An 18,059-nucleotide genomic window follows, 5' to 3' on the forward strand; every position below is an offset into this window, starting at 1 on the left:
GTTGATATGTAACAATTATATCACCTTTATGTCATATGTCAAAGCTTTTGTCATTTGACATATGAAAATTATTTTTTTTGCGATTCCATATTTTTAAAATAAAAAATAACCTTTCCAACAGTTTTTAACACTGCTGAAAAGGCTATCTTATAACAAGGAATTCCCTCTCTTTGTGAAAAAGATAACACCGTAATGTAATGGAAAATTCCTCGTATAAATTATTGGATTATACTTCTTCAATTAAATCAATTCTGGTTTGATGACGATCTCCCAAAAAATCAGAAGATAGCCATTCGTCCACTATCATAAGAGCCGTTCCCTCTCCAAGAACCCTTTGTCCCAAACAAATAATATTCGCATTATTATGCTCTTTTGTGGCTCTTGCTGAGAAAACATCGCCTACGACAGCAGCGCGAATACCCGGAACCTTATTAGCAGCAATGCTCATCCCGATACCAGTACCGCATACCAAGATGCCGCTGGTTGCTTCATTATTGATAATGGCATGGGCTACTTTTTTAGCATAATGCGGATAATCTACACTTACCGCTGAAGTATCAACGCCAAAATCACTAATTTCGAACCCTTTATCGGATAAATGACTTATTATCGCTTGCTTTAACTCATACCCGCCATGATCAGAAGCTATAGCAATCTTCATAAATTTTCCTCAATTCGCTAATAATTTTGTAGCTATTTTATCAGTTGTAACGATCACATCCACTAAATGATGTTTCAACGCAACTTCAATTGCAGCGTATTTGTTTTCACCATATGCGATGGCCATTACAGTTGCTATTTGGCCGATTTCATGTAAATTAATACCCATAACATTCTGATTTATAGTACAGTTTACTTCTTTTCCTTCTGAATCGAAAAATCTGGAGTTGATGTCTCCAACAACATTGTTGTCCGATAACTCTTTTATATCCTGATCATTGATGTAACCTATCTTAACCATTGTACTGTTTTCGTAAGGACTGGAGATACCCACTAAGGCTATATCCACCAATTTGCTTTCTTCTATAACAGCATGAATAGTAGAATTGTTACTCAGTTCTTCTTTGATCCGCTTATTCGATACCAGCGCAGGTGCATAAAGATATTTTGACTTACCGCGCATTTTTCTGGCTAAGTCATAGCACAATTGATTGGAATGAATGTCGACGTGGTCATCCCCCATCCCACCAATTAAAGGAAATACAGTTATATCCGACTGGTTTGTATAAGGATAGTGATCCACCAATCCCCGCAATGATTTCCCCCAAGAAATACCAACATTATTTATGTTCTTAGATATTTTTTGCAGATACAGAGCTGCTGCCCTGCTTGCCATCTTATCAATTTCAGTTTCTTCCTGTTCCAATGTATCAATGACTATCGCACGCTGTAAAGCAAATCTTTTTTCTAATTTTCTCTCCAGATCAACAGTAAAAGCACTCTTACTATTGATGAATACCTCTACTATCCCAGCCTCTTTGGCATCAAGTAGCATTTTAGAAATCAGAGAACGTGAAACACCGATTTTTTTAGCAATTTCAGCCTGTGTCATTCCTTCTTCGTAATACATGGTAGCAATTCTAACGAAGTCTTTTTCTTCAAATTGATCCATATCAGAGTCTCCTAATCTTCAATTTAAGTAAAATATACCATATATTTACTGGACAACACAGACCGAAACGATTAATCATTCACAATTTTGATAATATCTCCGGGTTGCATAGAAGGATATACTTCTGGCTCGGCTATGATTGCCCCGGGCAAGATTTCATTCTCTCCCGAACGGAAATAGATGGAAACATGACCCAATTCGTCAAAATTTTTATTTGCAGCATCGCCTACTTGGGTAACAGTGTATGTTGTACCACCCATTTCGATCAATGTACCCAGTTGTAAAATATTATCTGGCTGACCACTTGATTCATGGATAACGCAAATTGATTTTAATTCAGGTGTTGCACTAGGTCCGAATAGAATCAATAACATTTCTTCTTCAAACGCTGGAACCATTTCTCCAATTTCTACTACTTTCGTTGAATACAAAATATCTCCTCCTTAATACATTCCGATACTGAACACCCATGCAATAACAACGGCTAATGCTCCTGTTACTACACGGCTATAAAGAATAGCCGGAACCCCAACTTGAACAGTCTCAGGTTTCGCCTCCCCTAATGATAAACCAACCGGAATAAAGTCACAACCCACTTGAGCATTAATTGCAAAAAGCGCTGGCAACGCATACGTTACTGGAATTGTTCCTGCAGCAATCTGAGTACCGATCAACACACCAACAACTTGCGCAATAACGGCGCCTGGCCCTAAAATCGGAGACAGGAACGGCAAACTACAAATGAATGCGATCATGACCAGCCCAACGATTGAATCCGAAAATGGTGCTAACAAGTTTGCAATCATGTTCCCAATACCGGTGTAATTGATGATACCGATCAACATACTGATAAACGCCATGAATGGAATAATGTTTTTTAACAGCATATCAACAGCATCGCGACCAGCTTGGTAAAATATACCCATTATTCTTCCGATTCCTCTTGAAAAAGCAACCAGTACTCCACCTTTACCGCTATTGTTCTTTTTATGCTCTTCCTTTGCTTGTGCATATTTTGTTTGGAAATCCTCTTCACCCGATTTTTCTTCAGGTGCACTGTTGTTCGCATTTTCGTTGATAAGCTTTGCAGGGCCTGCCTCAGAGACAACTTCAATGTCATCTGGTCGCACACCCGAAACGAAGATATCCTCTGTAATGAACTTGGATAATGGGCCGGATGGAGAAGATGGCAAAACATCCACCGTAGGGATCCGCTTCATTGGATAAACTCCAATTCGCGCAGTTCCTCCACAGTCAATAACAGCTGCCAATATTTCATCCTCAGGAACTGCATTCTTAAAGCCGTCTATAACTTCTGCCCCGCTCAAATCAGCCATCCTTTGCGCCACTGGATGGATACCGCCACCGGTAACAGAAATAATTTTTGTTTTTTTACCTTCGGGCGTAATTTCCAACCCTTTTCCCCAACCATTACTTCCCTTTTTCACGAGAATTTTATTGTACATATGAATGCCTCCGTAGTTAAATTTTTCCGCTTATACCTGTTCACGTTTGATTAGGAATTTTGTAATCTTTTCAGTGATGACACCTCTTACAAACATGACTACAATACCACATAAGAAATAACGTACTGCGAGACTCCCTTGATCATACCCCGCCTCCATCACGCCATTTGCGATACCCAGGTATACAAACAATTCACCGGCATTCGCATAAGGGAACAACCCTGTTACCGGGTGCAAAAATGAAACGACCGCATCATAAAACGCCGGTTTTTCTTCTTCTTTTACAAATTTACCGAAAGTATAAGCCATCGGGTTTGTTAACATTAATACTGATAATATAGGCATTACAGTATAACGAAGAATCATATGCTTAGCGCTGCTTTCAATCGCTCTATTGATCTTCTCTTCACCTATGATCGCTATCAGAGAATAGGTGAATGTGAGTAACACAATCAGCAAGGGAATGATCCCTGTCATAAAACTCATGAATTGTTTACCACCTGCTTCAAAAAGACCTATAAAATTTGTTCCAAACCACTCTATAAATTGCATGTGAACACTCCTCTCAATCTTTACAGACTATTTAACGGGTAACCGTTTCCATTTCCTTGCAAATTAAAGTCTCAAAGGCTGTTGATTTCAAACCAGGTTTTTCCCCTTTAATTATGTTCAAAAGGTGATTATCAATCTTTTCCCCTACATACTTGTCATAAATTTTGAACTTTGAAAATATAGTCAACCCACTGTAGGAGAAGCATTCCACAATCCTATGCTGCTCATCTAGGACAACTACAATGACGACTGATGAATAATATTTTTTTGCAACTTCTGTTCTTAACCGATACCCATGACTACCCTCGTATTTTTTAGTAAGTTTCTTAATAAAGCGATTGTAGTATCTCACTTGGTACAGACTAAGAATCAGCTGTAACAAGATAATTACTGAAGCTAAAACTGCTATTTTTTCCAAAGCAAATGCCTCCTTCAATTTTTCTCTCTTGGTTTTTTGCCAAGAGAGAAAGTATACCCCATTTTAAAAGAAATCAACAGTTGTTACAAGATGAAACAGTTAAATGTGCTGTATCTTTTTAAAATCAGGCAATGAAGGATTATAAATTTCTATGCGAATGTTTCATCCTGCAATTTGCGCAGCTTGTATACAGTAGTAGATTCATCCAACTGAATATCGTCATGAGTCAAGAAAGTACCATTTTTGATGTCGCGTTTAGCAACAGATTTACCCCCAACCAATCCGATTGGAACATTGCCGTTCTTTCTCATATCAGCGTGTGTTTCACATACTCCACGGACGCAGAATCCACCGATTCCGTCAATTGGATCTCCTGCTTTAATGTCTTTCTTCGCTACTGCTACTGTCTCAGAGACTGGTGCTCCCATAGGAACAATTGCATGATCATGTTCTAATACTGCACGTGCAATGGTTAATGGTGTTTCTAGGCTGCACAAGTGGTATGGACGATACAAGATGTGGTGATCACGGTCGCCTTTTTTCATCAGATAGTTCATCTCGTGCTGTACGCCTTCATTTTGGCCTTTAACAATACAGAAGATACCAGGTGCAATACCATCAATATATTCTACAACTCCAAACTTGTTGAGAACGCCACCATTTTCTTTTAAATCTAAATTCTTAACAGTGCCATCTAGATCTGCTGAAATCCCGTGCATCCCCACGACATCAGGTACAAAGCCAATTGCATTTGACAAAAGGTTCATTTCTGCCATGGTTTTCGTTCCATCTTGGAATGCAGCTAGCATGTGGCTGTTCATATTCTTAGAGTCTGCTTCCGCTTGTGCAGTAGCGGGATTTGCGTCTACTTTCAATGCATTGTTTTTCCCTTTACCAGCTACCAACACTTCCATACCCATGCTCTTTGCAAATTCAAACATCTGAACTGTCGCTGCCGGCTCGTCACCATCTGATCCAGTATAGATCAATCCTGCCGCATCATATAATTTCTTCATCAAAGGTCCGATCGTAATATCAATCTCTACATTCAATAACACAATATGTTTCTTGGCAATCAACGTTGCTAGAGATATTTGAGCACCAACCTCAGGAACACCCGTAGCATCCACAATAACTTCTACTTGGTCGGAATTGATAATTTCTTTGAAGTCCGTACTTATGAGAATGTCTACTTTTTTGTCTGCGCTTGCATTGTATGCATCTGCCGCTCTTTTTGCAGCATCCAAGTTGATATCGCTAATCCCCGCTACAATCATCCCAGGAATTGTTGAAATCTGTGAAATCATACCAAATCCCATTTGCCCAGCACCGATAACCCCAACTTTGATCGGATTGTTCTGTTGTTCTCTCTCAAGCAATTTTCCATATAATGTCATGTCATTTTCCTCCTTAATGTCATATGCCACTGTCTGTGTCATATGTTGTTTACACTTTGTATTTTGCCACACCCCTTGTCATATGTCAACGGTAATGGCAAAAGTTTTTTGTTTTATTTTTATGGCGAATAAAAAAACTCTGAAAAGCACCAGTTTCCTAGTCTTTTCAGAGTTTTGACGGTCAATGATCCGCTCTATTTGTAAATCCGTTCTTTAATAGCCTGGCTTACCCAACAGCATAAACATATTTTTCTTATACTCCTCTACTCCAGGTTGATCAAACGGATTAACCCCGTTGATGTACCCTGAAATTGCACAGGCAAATTCAAAGAAGTAAATCAGCATTCCCAGGGTGTATTCATCCGTCCGTGAAATAGTGACGATAAAGTTCGCAACCCCGCCATCCGTATGGGCCAGTAGCGTTCCCTCAAATGCTTTTCTGTTTACGAAATCAACTTCTTTTCCTTGAAGATAGCCAATACCGTCAAGATCCTCCTGTTGTACTGGCACTTTTATAGACCGTTTGGGTTCTTCGACCACAATGATGGTCTCAAAAATATTTCTTCTCCCATCTTGGATATATTGGCCAATCGAATGTAGGTCCGTAGAAAAATTTGCACTGGACGGATAGATTCCTTTCCAGTCTTTTCCTTCAGATTCACCGAAAAGTTGTTTCCACCATTCAGAGAAATACTGCAGATTTGGTTCATAGTTGGCCAAAATTTCAGTCGTTTTCCCTTTTCTGTATAAAATATTCCGTAATGCAGCATATTGACATGCTTCATTTTCCTCAAAATATTTAGAAGAGTATTTCACATTCGCGTCGGCAGCGCCTCGCATCAACTCGTCAATATTTGCTCCACTTACTGCAATAGGCAACAATCCTACCGCTGTCAGTACAGAAAAGCGCCCCCCAACATCATCCGGAATAACGAAAGTTTCCCACCCCTCATCATCGGCTTCAATTTTTACCGCACCTTTTTTCTTGTCTGTTGTTGCATAGATCCGCTTATTGGCTTCTTCTTTTCCGTATTTGTTGATCAACAATTCTTTAAAAATACGAAATGCGATTGCGGGTTCAGTCGTAGTGCCTGACTTTGAGATTACATTTATTGAAAAATCTCTGTCCCCGATCAATTCAATTAAGTCAACCAAATACGTAGAGCTTAATGAATTACCGGCAAATATGACTTGCGGTCCCTGGCGTTTTGAGGATTCAATCGTATTGTAGAAAGCACCGTTCAGAAATTCGATAGCTGCTCGCGCTCCCAAATAAGAGCCTCCAATACCAATTACAATCAGAACTTCAGAATCATTTTTGATTTTTTCTGCTGCATTTTTTATCCTTTGAAATTCTTCTTTATCATAATTGTGTGGTAGCTTGATCCAACCAAGAGACTCGCCTCCCGGACCCGTTCCATTCAATAAATTTTCAAAGCTTGTTTCAATAGCTGGCTTCAAATACTCAACCTCGTGTTTAGAGAAAAAACTTAGTGCTTTTGAATAATCAAATTTAACTGCTGACATCATAACTTGACTCCTTCCTTCTAATGACAGTTGTTTTAGTTTAATAGTGCAGACGACTGCTTAACCAATCCAACAAATTATTTTTGAGACATTAGCTTTAACACATCATTCTCTTCAAAAACAGCTCGAATACCATATGACAACTTATTTGTCATATGACACAACACCATCATATATAACACTTCTTTCCATGTCAAGGTAATTTGATAGTTAAAAGTACACCGGGACTGAATTTCGCGTGCTACGAGAATTTTAGTTTACTGTCGCGTATCTTATCGCTTGATTGAATTTATTATGAAATCAAAAAAGTCTTGCCTTAAATTTAAGTCTAACTTGCATAATAAAATTTAATACTCCAGATTCGCCTAATAGATGAGCTGACCTAAAGTAGAGTAGATGAACAAATTCCAGCTATGTCCGCAAACAAAAAGTGCGCACGAAAACAGGCTTCCCGACTGTTTGGGCACCAAGTTTTCATCCGCATCCAAAAAATCCCTGTCTGAAGGAGAATAATATTAAGAAAACACTTGTTGCGGCTTGGCTGAAGGGTCAGGGTCAACAGGTTGCAGAAAAAGGCAGGAACTTCCCGCATGCGGGTGCGTTCCTGCCTTTTTTGTTGGATTATTGTACTTCTAGGTCCTTTGCGCGACGGAAGCAGCCGATGTTGCTGGCGGCCGACATGCCGGAGTTTACTTTTGAACATGCATCCGGAGGTGCAAAGGCAGCCTATCAGTTTTTCGTAATTTTTATCAATTTGTTATTGATCTCTTTGACAGCTTCTTCAGAGAAGTAGTTTTTCATCTTGTTTGCAACCCATAGCAATGTAACCGGCGCGCCAGGCACAGAGCGTTCTGCGATGTCTGGTGCTGATTCTTTCACTACATTCCACGCCTCTTCATTTTCCATTAAAGTCCCTAATGTGTCCAGAACCGAATAAGCATTACTCGGGAAAAGGTCAACTTCGCCGCGTTCTTGTGTAAACCAGTTTTTGACATTTATCTCAGGATTCGGATCTACAAAAATATAAGATTGGTCTGGAGCGTCAACCTTGTTGAAGATTGCAACGTCTTCGTAACTGTCGGAATATGCCCTAACCTTGTTCTCTCCTGGCTGTAAACGTACATTTTCAAATGAAAATACGGTTTCACCCTCAATTGTTCCAATATCTATTCCATTCATTGTTAAAGAAACCTGTTTTAGATTCGAATATATTTTAATGTCAACGACATCTTTGTCTCTATTAACAAAACGTTTTTCGCATATATGAATAAAGGATTCCTGAGACCAGTTGGCTTTATAATAGTAAAAGGCATCTTTCTTAGTATTACGATCAAAGCTGACTAACCCCTTACAGTTCTTCCCTTTCGTGCCACCTTCGTTTCTGACGCTGCTCCCAAAATCAAACATGTTCCAAACAAAACTTCCCCACATATAGGACTTTGCCTTGATGATGGGATAGGTTTGTTCATGGTAGATTGCTTGAAACTCTTCACTGTAATCCTTCACTTTTGGATCATCAGAATGGAAAGCCAGATTAGAATCGGCACCATATTCAGAAATACCCAACGAAACTTGCGGATTTTCTGTGTGGAAATTTTCAACCCAAGTATTCAAGTCTTGCATGCTGTCATAATACCAACCAAAGTATAAATTATACCCCATCATGTCAGTAATAAAGTTTAATGGACTGTTGTTTTTGACTTCATTCATATTTGCACTGGCTGTCAAGGCAGCAGGCAGTAATGCACGCACACGGTCATTCAAAGTATTTACTGCTTGGTACATCGCAAGGGATTCTCCGTCCATGGCAATTTCATTTTGAATGCCCCAAAAACAAATCGAGGGATGGTGACAGTTTTGTAGGATCAGCTCGGTTAATTGGTCAGTCGCATTCTCCAATACGCCTTCCCTATCAGGCAGAGACATCATCGGTATCTCAGCCCAAACCACATATCCTTCTTTATCACAAAAATCATAAACGGATTGACTATGCTGATAATGAGAAAGCCGGATTGCATTGGCGCCAACCTCCCTTATGATCTCAAAATCCTTTTCGATATGCTGATTTTCTACAGCATTCCCAACATCTTCAAAATCTTGATGTTTGGCAACGCCATTTATCCGCAAGTGTTTATCATTCAAAAAGAAGCCTTGGTCAGGGGTTAAGCTGCACCTTCTGAAGCCGAATGTTTTCTTGATTTGATCGACAGCCGTTCCATTCTTCTGCAAGGTTGCTTCTAAAGTATATAAATACGGACTTTCTTGCCCGTCCCAAAGAATGGGTTCATCCAGCTCAATGGCAACATTTTTTTGGTCTGACGGGATCGTTTCCGAATGAATGATACGATCTCCTTCATCCAGTATCTTTATGTTTACTACCGCATCTGATGCGCAGATTGTGTGTACTTCTAAATTGACGACACCTGATTTGTCCTCTTTGACCTCACTCCTGATGATGATTCCATCTGTTCCCCAAAAATCTAAAGAGAAATGATCTTTGCCCACGCAAATCAGATTTACAGGTCGGTACAGGCCCCCGTATATTGTAAAGTCTCCATTAAGAGGGGACACATCCTTCGTTTGACTATTATCCACAAACACAGTCACTACATTTTCCTTACTCCAATCATACAATTCCGTAAGATCAAATCGAAAGGCCGAATAACCCCCGCGATGTTCTCCTACAAACAGGTCATTCAAATAGACTTTGCATACGCTATTCGCACCTAAAAATTCTAAATACAGATTATCGTCTCTATGCGTTTCTGAGATAGTGATTGTTCTCTGATAGGAAAACTCTTCTCTGTTATTATTGACCTCATTGTTCCATGTATGAGGTAAATTTATCCGCTCTTCCGATGTAGATTTGGGTGTTGTTTTTTCTAAGCTGAAATCTCTTTTTTTAAATATCCAGCCCTCATTTAATGAATAAGTGTTCCGCATTGGTAAACCTCCAACCTTTTTAATTTATAACTCACATACGCTTCATTTATACATACTTATAGGCCTTTGCATACTACAAAATGAGTAATGCTCAGGCCTATGATTGGTATTATGCTAAAAAATTAAGTCTTCTGTCCCATTTCTTTCTTCTTGGATAGGCTCGATAGAAAAATCTCAATCTGACCAGCCTTACTGGTTATGATCCAGAATGTCATCATAAATATTCCGAAGAATATGTTATTCCAACCACCGCTATCATAACCCATTGCACCCAAACCATAATTCATCAACTGGATAGTTAGTGCCCCAATGGTAAGTCCAACAATTTCCAAGGTAAGTTTCCCTAGGAACATCCCTATGTAGACAGAAGCGATGTAACTGAACAAAATCCCTGTAGAGGATAAATTGGATAATGTTTCTACTTTATTTTGAGATACAAAGATAGTTGCCGCGAGTCCAAATAAAATACCAGAAAAAACATAAGCTGTAATAACATTTTTTCTCTCGTTGATTCCAATGTTTACCGAGACATGCTGACCATGTCTCAATAGTTTTGCTCTATACCCAAAAGGTGTAAGTGATAGAATAATTTGATACAAAATCATGGCGAACACCATAATATAGATTGTGTAGGGTTCTCTCCCAAAAATATTCAAGCCCACATTCGCCATAATATTTACACCATTGCCTCCTGCAAGAACAAGAGTCAATGCTTCATAAACTAACGCTAACATAATGGTACAAATGATGATTGGCAATTTTGAGGTGACATAGACTGTGGCCGTAATCATACTGATGATTACTGAGAAAACAACACATAGTGTCAGTAGCATCATCGGTCCCCCATTAAACTGTTGCGTATAATAGACACCTAGAATTCCAGCCAACACCATCGTAGCCCCACCCGAAAAGTCAAATCTACCATGACGTAATTGCATGGCTAACCCGCAGCCCATCGTGACAGCCATCCCCAAATTCCTGAAAATAGCTTTCCACATGGCCGATTGCCCATAATAGTCTATCCCATTCGATTTTGTGATCGTGTACATAACCACGAACATCAGAATGGGCAAGCATATTGTTATCAATATATTCCTGACCATTGTTTTACTATTCATAAATTTCACCCCAGTATTTCCTTGTGACTAATCGTCTTACTATTCTCATTTGGCCATCAAATCTTCCATAGACATATTCACAAGTACTTCTTTGAACTCCTCATAACTTGCATCTGGATTATATGCAGTAAGATATTGCGTGAAGTCTTCCGGAGAAATGAAAGCTTGGTCTATATCTGCGGTGAAGTAAAAACATTTTTCCTCCAAAGCTGTTAACTCTTCCTCGTTGGTTACAAAAACCACTGAAGTATCAATACGCTCTGCTTCTTCAGGTTGATCTGCAAATGGTTTCTCTGCCACCGCATTAAGGATCATGGCAACAGGAAGGGCTACAGCTTCGACATTTGATAACGTCATCATTCTCATTTCTCCGTTTTCAAATGCGTCTAAATCATCCTTTTTAAATCCTGTGGTATACAAATCAACATCTGTCTTATCCGCGCTTACCATCGTAGGATGCACAAAACCACTCGCTAAGCTTAAAATAGAGTCTAATTCAGGATAATTATTAAAATATGTATCTTCCAATGCACTAAAACTTAACTCCTGAGTCTCATAGATTTCAATAGGTTCGGTCGCAGTGTCATTATGGCTTTCAATTGTTTTCGTAAACGCTTGGATTGCCGCACTTTTTTGTGGGAAGTATAGTAATGGGAAGGTTACGATGCCTACGTTCGTATTACCATCTTTGATTACTAACTCGGCAGCTTTTTCTCCAATTGAGGAAGTATCGTACAGGCCATCATTCACATTTCCCAAATAATAGTCACTTGACTTTAACTCATCAAAACTGCTGTCCATGTCTGTGATGAATGCAGATAGGAATACACCTGCAGCCTCACACTCCTGTAAAATTGCCGGTGTTCCGCTGTCTATCGCCAAAACAATCCCGTCCACTCCAGATGCAATCAAATTCTGCACGGCTGTTATGTTGGTCTGCTCATCGTAGCTGCTTCCTACGACATACTCATATGAGAAACCGACTTCCTCCGACAAAGCGTCCATATAGACGGTTAGTGCATCGAGCGTCTCTCCGCTCTGCATATGACCGAGTACACCAATCTTTACATCCGCATAATCAAATGACGCTCCCTCAGCTGTACTGTTGCCTGCCGCAGTCGAGTCGGACCCTTGTTGTTCACCTGCTCCACCACACGCTGCCAAGCCTAATAACATTGTTGCACTCATAAGTAATTTTATCATTTTTTTCATCCTGATCATCTCCTGATATATTTTTTATGAAACATTCCAAACATTGCATAGCGGCAGCTTATCTAGGTAACACGACTCCTTTCTTGCGGCTGGTTATGATCACGATGACAGCAAAGATCAATGCCTTTACCAGCGGAACATTACTTGCAGCAACCCCGGATAGCGTAAGCCCATTTGTCAAAAGAATATAGGAAAATGAACCAATCAGAGCAGCACTGACTTTACTCTTCATTCCTCCTGACAAAGGCATTCCGCCGAGGATCAATGCCACCATAACATCCATATGATACCCTGCACCCGTGACACGGGAAGAGCTTCCCGACCGTGCTAAAATGAACAGGCTAGCTGTCGCTACGCAGGTTCCCATGATGAGATACGCATATATTTTGTTTCTGAATACATTCACACCACTTTGTTTGGCAAATTCCAAATTTGCACCAATACTGCTCGTATATTTACCTAGACGCGTATAATTGAATAAGTAATACACGACAGAAAACATGATTACCAATGCTCCAATTTGAACATACATGTTTTTCCAGAATGAAAAATCAAAGCTGGTTCTGATTGTATTGGTTTTCAGCGTTACAATCGTTTGAACGCCTGTTCCGATAAACATCAGGAACAAACTAGTGATGACAGAAGGGAGACCTAACCAAGAACTCACCGCCCCATTGATTAATCCAAAAGACAGCGCTAAGAGTAAGGCAGCCATAAATGCTAGCAAAAGATTTCCTGTGGCATTTAAAACAATCGCTTGAATCAGTGTGCAGAGACCGATTGTGGCTCCAATCGAGATGTCCAAATTTCCCATTGAGTATACAAATACGCCTCCCAGACATACAATAGCCAAAGCCACCGTTTGTTGCACCACAATGCTGACGTTATAAGCTCCAAATAGGTTCCCATTGGAGGTAAAGCTAAAAACGATCAGGATCAATATTAAGCCTAAGTAAGGCACAATACTTAGCCAATCCCACTTTTTGATTTTTTTCATCAGACCAAGAAAATCCGTCGATTCGATATGATTTTCTCCACTCGATTTATTTGCTGGTTTTTCCATAATTATCTCCTTTCATTATTCCCAAAAGACGCCATTAAATGATGTACTCAATGATATCGGTCTGTTTCAGATCCTTATCCCGTGTAATGTTGGCGCTGACTTCATTGTCTTTCATAATGATGATCTGATCGCACATTCCGATCAGTTCCGGCAATTCTTCACTGATCATCAATATCGCCTTATTATCCGCTTTCATTTGGCTAATTAATTGATACATAAATTGTTTAACACCAATATCCACTCCGCGAGTCGGGCAATCCATGATGAAGATGTCACTGTCTTTTGCCATCCATTTTGCGAAGGAAACCTTTTGCTTGTTACCGCCAGATAACGTTGAAACGTATTGGTTCTCGTTGTTGCATTTTATGCTGAAAGCATCAATTTGGTGTTGGGCAACTTTTGTGGATGCTTTTTTTGATAAATACATCATCTTTCCGGACAGCCCTCGAATACTTGGCATAATGATGTTGTCTCGAATTGAGCCTTCTCCAATCAGCGCTTCCCGATCGCGATTTTTTGAGATGTAGCCCATATTGTTGTCGATTGCGGACATAATGCCTTCGAGAGGGTTTCCTTTACATTCGATTGTGCCCTCTTTCAGTCGTTCCAATCCAAAAGCTGCTCTCCCTACATCACGCATGCCGCTGCCGGATAAGCCGCCCAGGCCTAAGATTTGACCCTTATGCAATTTCAGATTAAAGTTTTTTATATCATTAAAGGATGCATTCTTAAATTCCAATACAACTTCACCAGAATGGGATGGATCATAATCGTCTCTGTAGTAAGCTTCTCCAATTTCCCGCCCTACCATCATATAACGGATTTTTTTGGGATCCATCTCGCCTTTTTCCAACGTCCCTATGATGTTTCCATCCCTCAATACCGTCAAAATATTGCAGACTTCAATGATTTCATCCATGTCGTGACTGATGAATATGACTGCTTTTCCTTCAGCCGCCATTTTGTTGATGAGCTTGTAGATTAACGCTCTCCCGATATGGCTTAAGGCTGTAGTTGTTTCATCAACAACTAACAGCTGTGTATCATCCGTTACCGCACGGCATATTTCAATCAGTTTTCGGTCTTCAAAACTGTATCTGTTTATGCTGTCACCGCCCTTGATATGTTCGACCCCAAAATTTTGCAAGAGTTCATCAGCTGCTTGAACCATTTTCTTTTTGGATACCATACCCAAGTTAGTGAATTCCGCTTCTTTTCCTGCAAATAAATTCTCTGCAACGGTTACATCACTGATCGTATTTGCTTCCTGAAGGATCATACTCATCCCTTGCTCACGTGCATAAATCATACTTTCAGGGTTCCATGCTTTCCCCAGATAGATCATTTCCCCGCTATCGCAATCCTGCAATCCGGATGCAATACTGGTCACGGTACTTTTACCGCTTCCGTTTTCGCCGACCAGACCATGGATTTGGCCTCTTTTTATAGTCAGATTTACATCTTTTAAGGCAATCGTAGGCCCAAAGCTTTTAAACATATTTTTTACTTCCAGCAATATTTCTCCTTGTTCGGACATCTCTGCAACTTCCTTTCTATATCAATATCTGGTGTCCCAGCTGTTGCACCAAACGGTTTCATTATATTTGCCCTTAAATTCTGACTGTCCCGTTATCTTCTCGACTGTCGCTTGGATGCATGCTCTGGTTGGTCCATAAGCATTTATGAATGTTTTCATCATTGGTAAATCATATAAATGATTGGTATAGCTTAAAGAAACACAAACTGTAGGAACTTCGTTGATCCACCAAGGTAATTCATTAGAATGCGGCGCAGAATATTTCACCCGTACATTATTTTCTTGGGCATAGCCTTTCATATGGACAAACACGAAAACAACATCGTATTGCTTTTTGAAAGATTCAACTGTTGGCATAGCCATAATTTTAAATTTATTGAATGGTGAGCGTTCTCTTTGCTCAAGGTCATAAAACGAATCATTCACGTCAACCTGAAATCCAGCTTTTTCCAGTTCTTCAACCACGATTTTCTTGGCTTTGTCTGTCCCATCCGCATAAGAAACGGGAGCACTTTCAAGAAAATACAGCATGGCTCTTTTTTTCTCACGCACATCGATCGGCAGCAAGCTTTGTGTATCCTTGACAAGCGTAATGCTTTCATCCGCAATTTTTTTTGCCGCCGCTAAGTGCTCTGTACTGCCGATTTGCGTTAATTTCGTCGTCGCCTCTTCCAGAGACTCCGCTTTCATTTTGTGCAATCCTAGCTTTGCCTTCATCCCTAGGATATGTTCAAGGGCTTCCTGTAATCGCTCTTCAGAAATGATGCCTTTTTCATACCCATCCAGCATGTATTGGAAATCCTCTTCTTCATCATGCATGAACAAGAACATGTCGCATCCCGCTGCAATCGCATGTGGAAGCTGTTCGTTTCTTGGTTTAGCACTCAGCAATCCGCCCATATGAGAAGCGTCGGTTACCACTAGCCCTTGGAAACCTAATTGTTTTCTCAATAAATCAGTTGTAATTTCAGGCGCTAATGTGGCTGGCATAATGTCTTCATCCAGGATGCCTGGCCGTAACTTTCTGCTGTATGCAGGAAGGGCAATGTGGCCGATCATAATCGTTTCCAACCCATCTTCTATGAGTGACTGATACACCTTGCCAAAACTGGCATCCCATTCTTCACAGGTCAGATCGTTGATTCCCATCACCAGGTGTTGATCTCTTTCTTCAACGCCATCTCCCGGGAAATGTTTCGCGCTTGCCAGTATATTGCTGTTTTTTAAGCCTTTGATATTTGCTTTGGCCAATTCCAAAACTTGATCCGCTTCATTCCCAAAAGATCGGGTATTAACGATCGTGTTACGCCAATTAAAGAGGATATCCACGATTGGAGAAAAGGTCCAATTGCAACCCAAGGCTGTAGCCTCTATGCCACCGATATTTCCCATTTGATACGCAGCTTCAGGAGTAGCAGTCGCTCCACATTGCGCTTGTGTCGCAACTTGCGTGCCGTTTTGGCAGAGGCTGCTGCCGCCATCCTCGCAATTCGCGGCTATGAACATTGGTGTTTTACTGTACTTCTGGTACGCCCGATTCTGCTGCATAATCTTTAAAGAATCTCTTTCGGTATATCGAGCTCCCCCTATGTGGTATTTCTCCACCAAATTCCGGACGTATTCCTCATTGCTGCTTTTCCCTAGAACAATAAAAAGTTGTCCAATTTTCTCTTCAATCGACATCTTATTTATTGTGTCTTCTACCCACTCAATGTCTTTATCCGCTAACCCATACGGCATGCCCTTAAGATTGGTTATCATTTATCTAATCACCTATTATTCATTTATTTCCCATACTATAGCATGTTATTTTCTATACAATTAGAATAAAACGGTTTCAATTAGCACGTTTTTAAGGTGATTTTCTTTTTTTGTTTATTTATCCCCTATTCTGGAGTAAACTACTGTTACAGTTTGATTTTAAGGAGAAATAAAATGAATTCATCAACGATCGATTTTATTACAAAGCTTCTCTCGGATACACTGCACTTAAATTTTCATTATTTCATAGCTCCATACCCTAATATATCCGCTTTTGACCAATCTCTCCGAGACAGTCTCGAAGATTCTGAAACATTGTACAGACAAGTACAGGACTTTCTGTTGACTATGGAAAAAAACACTTTCTATTTTGTAACGGATAATTATTCAATCAACTATATTTTTTTCTTTCCGTTTGTGGATAAACAGGATGTCGTTGCCATAGGTCCTTATTTCAACAATCCGATTAATGATGATTATTGGCATGAAATCACTGAAAACAATCACCTGACTGCAGCAGATATCCAAAATATAAAAGGATTCTTGTTCGGGATTCCTCAGATAGACAATAACCTGCATCTTATTTCAATCATTTCAAATATCGTCTCCTATATCAATAAAGAGGACATCACTCCGTTCTCCATCAACTATCATGATTTTTCGAATTCGAGTAAAGATCATTATATTTATACTCCTAAAGATAATTTTGAAGCTTATTTCGACGCTTTATTCGATCGCTATAAGATAGAAAAAGAGCTTCTCAGCCACATTCGTAATGGGGATTGGGAAAAAGCATTAGTGGAAGCAGAGCGCTTCATGAGTTCGCCCATTGAACCTCGCCTAAAAAATACACTTAGGGATAAAAAATCCCATTTGACTTCAGCAAACACTTTATTTCGCAAGGCTGTCGAAGGAAATGAAATACATCCTGTATACTTACATGAAATATCAAGTAAGTTTCTGCATGTGATTGAACTTACCACCTCAGACAGTGGTTTAAATAAATTATATGAACAAATGATCCGGGAATATTGCTTGCTTGTGCAAAATAAATCCAGAAATACTTACTCTCTATCCGTTAGGAAAATATTGGACTATATTGAATTCAATCTGAATTTGCCCTTGACACTGAAAAGTATTTCCGAGAAATTCAACTTATCCGCTCCCTACATTTCCAGTCAGTTCAAAAAAGAAGTGGGGACTACCGTGATTCGATACATTAACCAATTGCGCATCAATGAAGCCATAAAATTACTTGACTCCAGTTCTATGAGTATTCAAGATATCGCCGCCTATGTCGGCATCCCTGACTATAATTACTTCACGAAGGTGTTCAAAAAAGAGAGGGGGGTCACGCCTAGCGACTATCGGAAAGATATTGTCAAGTAGTCTGTTTTCGAGCGGATGGCGGACTTTCCGCCCAAAAAGCCTACGCAAAGCGCAAAGAAGAGGT

General features: G+C 39.9%; 15 protein-coding genes. 1 reads left to right on the forward strand and 14 read right to left on the reverse strand.

Annotation, left to right across the window (positions count from 1 at the left end):
* Positions 1-226: 226 nt before the first annotated feature.
* The 14 genes from rpiB to C8U37_RS08870 all read right to left on the reverse strand — a co-directional run bounded on the left by rpiB (position 227) and on the right by C8U37_RS08870 (position 16,606).
* A complete protein-coding gene (gene rpiB, locus C8U37_RS08805; protein WP_108032874.1) occupies positions 227-661 on the reverse strand; it encodes a ribose 5-phosphate isomerase B in 435 nt (144 codons plus the stop codon).
* A gap of 9 nt (positions 662-670) precedes the next feature.
* Positions 671-1,612, reverse strand: a complete 942-nt coding sequence (locus tag C8U37_RS08810) for a sugar-binding transcriptional regulator (RefSeq protein WP_108032875.1) — start codon at positions 1,610-1,612, stop codon at positions 671-673.
* Positions 1,613-1,683: 71 nt separating this feature from the next.
* A complete protein-coding gene (locus tag C8U37_RS08815) occupies positions 1,684-2,043 on the reverse strand; it encodes a PTS glucitol/sorbitol transporter subunit IIA (RefSeq protein ID WP_108032876.1) in 360 nt (119 codons plus the stop codon).
* A gap of 12 nt (positions 2,044-2,055) precedes the next feature.
* Positions 2,056-3,078, reverse strand: coding sequence for a PTS glucitol/sorbitol transporter subunit IIB (srlE, locus tag C8U37_RS08820; RefSeq protein WP_108032877.1), 1,023 nt, complete (start codon positions 3,076-3,078; stop codon positions 2,056-2,058).
* A gap of 30 nt (positions 3,079-3,108) precedes the next feature.
* Positions 3,109-3,630: a PTS glucitol/sorbitol transporter subunit IIC gene (gene srlA, locus C8U37_RS08825; protein WP_108032878.1), complete on the reverse strand. Its 522-nt coding sequence runs from the start codon at positions 3,628-3,630 to the stop codon at positions 3,109-3,111.
* A 31-nt stretch (positions 3,631-3,661) separates the two neighbouring features.
* Positions 3,662-4,048, reverse strand: coding sequence for a transcriptional regulator GutM (locus tag C8U37_RS08830; protein ID WP_170100235.1), 387 nt, complete (start codon positions 4,046-4,048; stop codon positions 3,662-3,664).
* 149 nt (positions 4,049-4,197) lie between these two features.
* Positions 4,198-5,445, reverse strand: a complete 1,248-nt coding sequence (locus C8U37_RS08835; RefSeq protein ID WP_108032880.1) for an NAD(P)H-dependent oxidoreductase — start codon at positions 5,443-5,445, stop codon at positions 4,198-4,200.
* Positions 5,446-5,658: 213 nt separating this feature from the next.
* Positions 5,659-6,972: a glucose-6-phosphate isomerase gene (locus tag C8U37_RS08840; protein ID WP_108032937.1), complete on the reverse strand. Its 1,314-nt coding sequence runs from the start codon at positions 6,970-6,972 to the stop codon at positions 5,659-5,661.
* Positions 6,973-7,701: 729 nt separating this feature from the next.
* Positions 7,702-9,915 carry a glycoside hydrolase family 2 protein gene (locus C8U37_RS08845; protein ID WP_108032881.1) on the reverse strand — a complete coding sequence of 738 codons (2,214 nt, stop codon included), beginning with the start codon at positions 9,913-9,915 and terminating at the stop codon, positions 7,702-7,704.
* 122 nt (positions 9,916-10,037) lie between these two features.
* Complete coding sequence (locus tag C8U37_RS08850; protein WP_146161822.1) at positions 10,038-11,033, reverse strand: ABC transporter permease; 996 nt, start codon at positions 11,031-11,033, stop codon at positions 10,038-10,040.
* Between the two features lie 45 nt (positions 11,034-11,078).
* Entirely contained in the window at positions 11,079-12,245 is a 1,167-nt protein-coding gene (locus tag C8U37_RS08855) for a sugar ABC transporter substrate-binding protein (RefSeq protein ID WP_170100236.1), read from the reverse strand.
* A gap of 58 nt (positions 12,246-12,303) precedes the next feature.
* The gene (locus C8U37_RS08860; protein WP_108032884.1) at positions 12,304-13,308 is read right to left on the reverse strand and encodes an ABC transporter permease; all 1,005 of its coding nucleotides are present in this window, start codon (positions 13,306-13,308) and stop codon (positions 12,304-12,306) included.
* A 34-nt stretch (positions 13,309-13,342) separates the two neighbouring features.
* A complete protein-coding gene (locus tag C8U37_RS08865) occupies positions 13,343-14,806 on the reverse strand; it encodes a sugar ABC transporter ATP-binding protein (protein WP_211306157.1) in 1,464 nt (487 codons plus the stop codon).
* 60 nt (positions 14,807-14,866) lie between these two features.
* On the reverse strand, positions 14,867-16,606 hold the full coding sequence (locus tag C8U37_RS08870; protein ID WP_170100237.1) for a glycoside hydrolase family 3 protein: 1,740 nt from the start codon (positions 16,604-16,606) through the stop codon (positions 14,867-14,869).
* Between the two features lie 174 nt (positions 16,607-16,780).
* Here C8U37_RS08870 and C8U37_RS08875 point away from each other — a divergent pair, with 174 nt between their 5' ends.
* Entirely contained in the window at positions 16,781-17,995 is a 1,215-nt protein-coding gene (locus tag C8U37_RS08875; RefSeq protein WP_108032886.1) for a helix-turn-helix domain-containing protein, read from the forward strand.
* Positions 17,996-18,059: the final 64 nt, after the last annotated feature.

This window comes from Trichococcus patagoniensis, from assembly GCF_003051085.1.
GTDB classification, from domain to species: Bacteria; Bacillota; Bacilli; order Lactobacillales; family Aerococcaceae; genus Trichococcus; species Trichococcus patagoniensis.

Bases quoted from the DNA above. Each gene is read 5' to 3' on its own strand.
- C8U37_RS08870 (WP_170100237.1), bottom strand. From the start codon at position 16,606: ATGATAACCAATCTTAAGGGCATGCCGTATGGGTTAGCGGATAAAGAC.
- C8U37_RS08810 (WP_108032875.1), bottom strand. From the start codon at position 1,612: ATGGATCAATTTGAAGAAAAAGACTTCGTTAGAATTGCTACCATGTAT.
- C8U37_RS08875 (WP_108032886.1), top strand. From the start codon at position 16,781: ATGAATTCATCAACGATCGATTTTATTACAAAGCTTCTCTCGGATACA.
- C8U37_RS08855 (WP_170100236.1), bottom strand. From the start codon at position 12,245: ATGAAAAAAATGATAAAATTACTTATGAGTGCAACAATGTTATTAGGC.
- C8U37_RS08850 (WP_146161822.1), bottom strand. From the start codon at position 11,033: ATGAATAGTAAAACAATGGTCAGGAATATATTGATAACAATATGCTTG.
- C8U37_RS08860 (WP_108032884.1), bottom strand. From the start codon at position 13,308: ATGGAAAAACCAGCAAATAAATCGAGTGGAGAAAATCATATCGAATCG.
- srlE (WP_108032877.1), bottom strand. From the start codon at position 3,078: ATGTACAATAAAATTCTCGTGAAAAAGGGAAGTAATGGTTGGGGAAAA.
- C8U37_RS08865 (WP_211306157.1), bottom strand. From the start codon at position 14,806: ATGTTTAAAAGCTTTGGGCCTACGATTGCCTTAAAAGATGTAAATCTG.
- srlA (WP_108032878.1), bottom strand. From the start codon at position 3,630: ATGCAATTTATAGAGTGGTTTGGAACAAATTTTATAGGTCTTTTTGAA.
- C8U37_RS08840 (WP_108032937.1), bottom strand. From the start codon at position 6,972: ATGTCAGCAGTTAAATTTGATTATTCAAAAGCACTAAGTTTTTTCTCT.
- rpiB (WP_108032874.1), bottom strand. From the start codon at position 661: ATGAAGATTGCTATAGCTTCTGATCATGGCGGGTATGAGTTAAAGCAA.
- C8U37_RS08835 (WP_108032880.1), bottom strand. From the start codon at position 5,445: ATGACATTATATGGAAAATTGCTTGAGAGAGAACAACAGAACAATCCG.
- C8U37_RS08845 (WP_108032881.1), bottom strand. From the start codon at position 9,915: ATGCGGAACACTTATTCATTAAATGAGGGCTGGATATTTAAAAAAAGA.